General features: G+C 36.2%; 3 protein-coding genes. All 3 read left to right on the forward strand.

Going from position 1 to position 6,302, the window contains the following annotated elements:
• Positions 1-234, forward strand: a 234-nt coding sequence (locus tag Q0614_RS11215; protein ID WP_298788753.1) for a sugar transferase, incomplete at its 5' end; no start/stop codon positions are given.
• A 22-nt stretch (positions 235-256) separates the two neighbouring features.
• A complete protein-coding gene (locus tag Q0614_RS11220; RefSeq protein WP_298788755.1) occupies positions 257-1,186 on the forward strand; it encodes a Wzz/FepE/Etk N-terminal domain-containing protein in 930 nt (309 codons plus the stop codon).
• Positions 1,187-4,167: 2,981 nt separating this feature from the next.
• Complete coding sequence (locus tag Q0614_RS11225) at positions 4,168-6,012, forward strand: TolC family protein (RefSeq protein WP_298788758.1); 1,845 nt, start codon at positions 4,168-4,170, stop codon at positions 6,010-6,012.
• The last annotated feature ends 290 nt before the right edge of the window (positions 6,013-6,302 follow it).

Genomic DNA, 6,302 nt, shown 5'->3' on the forward strand with positions numbered 1-6,302 from the left:
CCTCGCCCATGCGCACAATACGAGCGCAAGGATATGGGCGAATACGCATCTCTTATCTTATCCGTCAAGCCTGGTATCACTGGGCTTTGGCAGGTGAGTGGGCGTAGCGACGTGGATTTTGCGACCAGGGCGGGCATGGATGCGTGGTATATGAAAAACTGGTCAATATGGAACGATATCGTGATAATCATAAAAACCTTTAAGGTGGTCCTTGTTCGCGAGGGCGCAATTTAAATTTTAAATTTGGAGAAGAAATATGCAACAGAATTATTGTGAAGATGATGAGATTGATTTGCTAGATTTGGCAAAAAAGATATGGAAATATAAAAAGCAAATTTGTATAGTAACTTGCGGATTTATTGCGGTTGGGCTTTTGTATATTATATTTGCTACTCCGTGGTATAAAGCAACGGCGGTGGTAGAAACCGCCTATTATAATAATGAAACTGGTATGCCACAGTATATAACCGAAAGATCCGTTCGGATGCATGAGCTTAGAGTAAAATATATTGATGGACTAAAGGACATTAAGGATAAGAACGTAACGGTTGATAGTATCGTCGCCGATAAAGATAGCGCCAATATATTTATTATAACGGCGTTTGCCAAATCAAACGAATTACTAAAAAAACATATAGATGAGATGGTGGCAGATTTGAGCAAAGAAGATGCTATAGTTTTAGATGAATATAAAAAGGCTATACGCGAACAATTGGTAAGTATTGATTCGCAGATAAGTTATTTAAAAAATAATAAAATTCGTAATTTAAAAGAACGCATAGAATATTTAAAAGGTGTTCAGATAGCCAAAATAGACGATCAAATAGATATGCTGAACAAGAGAGAAAAGCTTAGCGATGCTGGCGAATTAAAACTGATGGAGTTAATGAATATAAAAGATAAAATTTTAAACGACAATATACCTAAAATAAGTGACGAAATTAGTGCTATAACTCTAGTACAAATTCCTGATTTAATGAAGAAAAAGAGCATTATAGAAAGTAGGCTTTCTGATTTTAATTTTAAAACTTCTCATATAATTTCTAATATAGTTTTATCTGATCGCCCAGCAAAGCCTAAAAAACTAATCATTTTAGCAATATCTGCAATAATAGGACTTATGCTTTCTACCTTTGTAGTATTGGTTTATGATAAATTTAAAACCTGCAATTCCGAAAATAGATAAATTTTAAATAATTTATTTCTATATTGGGGTGTTACGGCTGAATGTAAAGACTTCTTTAATAAAACTCCCTACTGCGGCGCTTTATATGGAATATTATGTTGCGCAAACTCTAGTAAAATAGTATTGACGTTAAATTAGCAATACTATTTTACTAAAGAGTAAGAATGACATTTAGCTATTACAGTATCAAAGCTAGAATTGTTTTTTGCTTTTTAGCTATGACTATTAAATTTTATCTATGCATCGAATCCTATCGCTCGGATACATTATCGAAAAAGTCATTTATTACTATCGAGTAGCCCCAATTTGCATTTACAAAAGCATCGTGATTATAAATTTAGTGTATTAATTAAAAAGCACCGATTAGAATTCTATGATTTTAAAGGATTATTGGTGTCCCGTGTAGTATCTATGCAACTTTTAAAAACGCCCCATAATACGCGATTACAGAATATCGCTCTATAGTCTTTAAAGACTATATAACAAAATTTGCTATCTCTTAAGGAGACTTTAAATAATAAGCAAAAATGGGTTAAAACCTATAGACCTTAAGAAATTTAGCTTAAGCTTTGTAGCAGCTTAAGGCTTAAACCCTTAAGTAGGCTAATTAAACACAATTTTTACTTAGTGCTTTAAACGCTTATCCATAAAACATATTCTTATTGGTATAAATAATACAATAGATAAAGCTTAAGACACTATTTTTGTCCTTATGCGTCGGAGATTATATTAGAAAGATCTTAAAAGCTACTTAGTCGAAATTTATTGATACTCTTTTTGAGCTTTCCCTCTTAGCTGAAAAGTCCCTAAAAGCCCTTAAGCTTCTTTAAAATCATAACGGGCAGGGAAACTTGATAGAGTGGACTAGCTCGATAGTCTTCTAAAATTCTTTAAAAGTATGGGCAAGCGATGCAATTTCCTACACATTGCCAAGATTTCTAAAATACAGAGGGTATGATTCAAAATTTAAGTAGATAGGTAAAATGTAGCGAAATGAAGGGAGACAAATCAAGCGCGGCAAGAGTAGCTAGAATAATAAAGAACACTAAAGTGTTTATTCACATACTAACAAACACCAAAACAGTTACCTAGCAAATATGAAATAAACAAATAATATAGGAATGTCAAAGAGCAATGAAAAGACCAAATAATGAATAAAAGGATAAAGTAGATATTCTAAAAGCTTTTTGCACTCATAGTACTAAAAGCAAGCATCAAAGCTTAAGAGCTACAACAATGAAAATATTAAAGCACCTAAAAGTGTTATTTTGAGACAGAAGCTTAGGTACTCCACTTGAAGCAGCCGTAGCTTTTTAAGTAGCAACTCAATACATTGGGCACACAAAGTAGTAATAAGGCTCAATGATGATAAAAGTATTAATAAAGGTAAGTAAATCGGGAATAGTAGACATAAGTATAACAAGCAAATCAAGTATAGTAAGCATAATAGAAAGTAAATCAAGCATAATAAAGAAACGGAGGATATCTACACGATCCGCTTGATCGCAAATATATCTGAAAGCAGCAAAAATATTAAAAGAATAAGTAAATCAAGCGAATTGAGCCTGGCATGAATAATAAAGGAGTGCAAGAATGTGCTCTACTATTCAAATCAGACTAAACGCCGGGCAAAACGCTCAATACCCATATATCCGCATACACCAAGATATTCAATAATTGTAAAAAAGCTAAGAAGCTGGATAAACCATACACGGCAAAGAGCCTATGAATATAATATAAATCGAAATTTAAACAAAGCTGCATAAATTTAAACAAGAAGCATATAAGCAAATTTTATGAAAATCCATATAAAATAACTGAGATATGCTCAAAAATCATCGCATTACGAATACTGGTGCAATACCTCAATGACGATATGGGCAAAATACTACCGCTGGCAGTCACTGCATTATACATATCAGCATAGCTATAACCAAGAACCAGACTGAGATTAAAAGATGCCGTACTAAATATCAAAGTACTCTAAACTGGACTAAGATTAAAAACATTATAAGGTGCTATAAATTCTAATAAGCAACAAATAAACGACGATGCTTTAACGACGGCAATACTCAAATATACAAACTAGCCCCAAACGATTAAACATTACTCAATAACATTACCAAATAACGCAACCCGTTAAAAGTTATACGGGAATTTGAAGTAAAATTTATTAAGATTAAGATGCAAGCGGCGAAATCTTGCTCATCAACACATCAAAAAGCTATACCAAATTTAAAGCCTACTCCAAAAAAGCAGAGGAAGCTTTTCAAGGATAAGGACAAGAATATAAAACGCTCCACGCCATATAGTATTAAAGCACATCATAGTATTAAAACATCTCATAATATTAAAAGAAGTCATAGAGAGCATTGCAATCACAAAGAGATAATATCTTTTAGGCTTATAGCTTTTATATTTATGTTATGATTAAAAATACATAGATGTATTTTCAAATTTACGTGTAGCTGTAATATACAAAAAATACCGCCCAAAAAAAGAGAACTCCTATAAAGCTCTAAAACGTCTCAAAAGAGTTAAATAGGGTAAAACACGACGGAAAGACACACTATAAATATCCGTCAAGAGCCTATCGCCTCTTGACGGATAATCCCATTCTATCGGTATTTATAGCTTGCAGCGGCACGTTTCATAGCGTAAAATGAGACGAGTGGGAAGGCAAGCGGGACGACTTTTTACTTATCGTATTATCCTTGTTAGCTCCATTGGATTCACTTGTCCATTATGCTTTCTACCACTTTCCTTTTGCGCTCCTCGCTAAAATACTTTCTTTAAATTCTTTAAATGTTCTAGGGAGTTTATATATTCCTTTGCCACTTTATAGGTAGGATATACTTTGAAGCGCTTGCCTTAGTCTTTCAATATTTAAGGCGGAACTTAAAATTTAATCATCCGTTTTATAAAATTTTAATCCCCTTTCGTATAAAATGCATTAAAATTCCATTTATAAAGAGCCTAATTTGGATAAATTTAAACTTCATTCGGATAAATTTAAAATAGCTTTCACCGTTTTTGCTTTGATTTTGGGCGCGGGCACGTTAAACGCAGCGGATAAATTTGACTCCGCCGCACCGAAACCTATCCCAGATAGAGCAAACATACAAAGATCCGCCCCCGATAAAACGAGCGTGCAAAAACCTACCTCTAATAAAGCATCAGTTCAAAATCAAACGGACATACCGAAATCCCCCCTCGATAAAACGTCCGCACAACAATCCTCTCAAAACCAATCAGCGATGCAAAAATCCACGTCCAATAAAATATCGGCACAAAAATCCACTCAAACTCAAAAATCCCTACAAAAGCTAACATCCGATAAACAAAGTGAGCCCAATAAACAAACCCCGCCAAACGCTCAAAGCGCCTTAGAAAAATATCTCTCCACTCCCGAGGCAAGCTCGAAGCAAGATAGCTCGCAAGACGCTTCTAAAGGTTCAAGTTCCAAAGCTAAAGCCGAAGCCAAAGCCCCTGCTAAAATTTACAGACTAGATAGATCAAAAATACGGGATATAAATCAAAAAAGATTGGACGGGGAGCTTGATTCAAATTTTAAAACGGGCCTAAATTCCTTCTCCTTCGACGCCTTGTTAGAGCATACTTTAGCTAATTCTCCGAGTTTAAATTTAACCAGGCTCGATGTGCAAAGCGCTCGCAACGAGCTAGAGTATCAAAAGGCCTCACGCTATCCCGAGCTAGGCATCAATGCCAATAGCGAATACGCCAAACGCTACGGCGCCCGCTACAACTCCGTGCAGATCGGCGACGATAGCCTAGTCTCGCAAAGCGGCTATGGCAACTCCGTCTCGCTTGTGCTGCGCCAAGATATATTTAAATTCGGCGCGGATGAGTTAGCCATAGAAGCTGCCGAAGAGAATATCAAACAAGCCGATCTTAAAAGATGCTCTGCCTATATGGATAGTTCCATTAAGCTTTTGGAGCTTTACGACGAGGCGCTCGGATATAAAAACAGAATAGAAATTTATGAGCGGCTAAAAGATGCCTACGAGATGCTTTATATCTATGAAAAGAGACTATCGGGCGCAGGAGAGCTAAGCAAAACAGCTCTAGGAGATCAAGCCATAGCATTAGCCGATACGAGCTATGAACTGTCTCAACTACAGCTTAATGCCAATAACACCTTAAATAAAATTTACTCGCTTTCTGGAGTTAAAATTCCAAACGTGTTTTATCTTTCGGATCTAGGCGGAGCTAATAGTATCAACTCAGACTTCGTGCCCTTTGAAGATAGCGTAATCGCTAAAGGATTTGATCATGAATTAGCCGCAAATGAGCTGAGTATGAAATCCGGGGAGAGGCTTTATTATCCTACCGTTTCGCTCTACGGCAGATACGATCTGTACGGCAGCGATAGAGACGACTTTAGCCGCGCCGGAAAGGATGTCAAAAGACATGGATATAGAGCGGGGCTTACGGTGCATATGAGCCTGTTTGACGGAGGCAAGCGCGCCGCACAGATTAAAGAAAAAGAGATCAATAAAGAGAGGATTTTATCTAAAAAAGAAGAAGCTAAATTAGAATACGAAAAGCAGATCGCAGATCTTAAACTATTTCTATCCAAAAAGGACGAATACGATAAAATACTATCCAATTCCTCTAAAATTTCAAAAGATATCCTAACTATGCAAAAGAGATTAAATGCCGGTAACGAAAGCTCAAAGATAGATGTTTTAAACTCCCTAATAGCTTCTTTAAAAAAGGAGTTAGCCCTTAAAGATCATGCACAAAAAGTGAGCTTTAATATCAAAAAAGCGGAACTAATGTCTAGATACGGAAGGTGCGAGTAGGCGCTTGGTAGCCAAGTGACGGTTTCGCGGCTAGCCCAATAGATAGTTTAAGCGGCTATGGCGTTTTAATATAGCGTCTTGCATTTGATTTTAGACATTGCGTCGCACGGTTTTAATAATCGTATTTCTCGGTTTGTATTCGGCTTTAGGCTCCATGTCTTGCTCTACTATATTTAATGTCTTGCCGCAATATACAAAAGTAAAATTTTTAAAAAGCATCGACGGCAAGCCGGTGGAATTTACCCCTACCGAGCTTTTCACGCCGAAAGAAAAGGCTCAGCTGCCCCTCG

The organism is uncultured Campylobacter sp. (assembly GCF_937997595.1).
Taxonomy (GTDB): Bacteria; Campylobacterota; Campylobacteria; order Campylobacterales; family Campylobacteraceae; genus Campylobacter_B.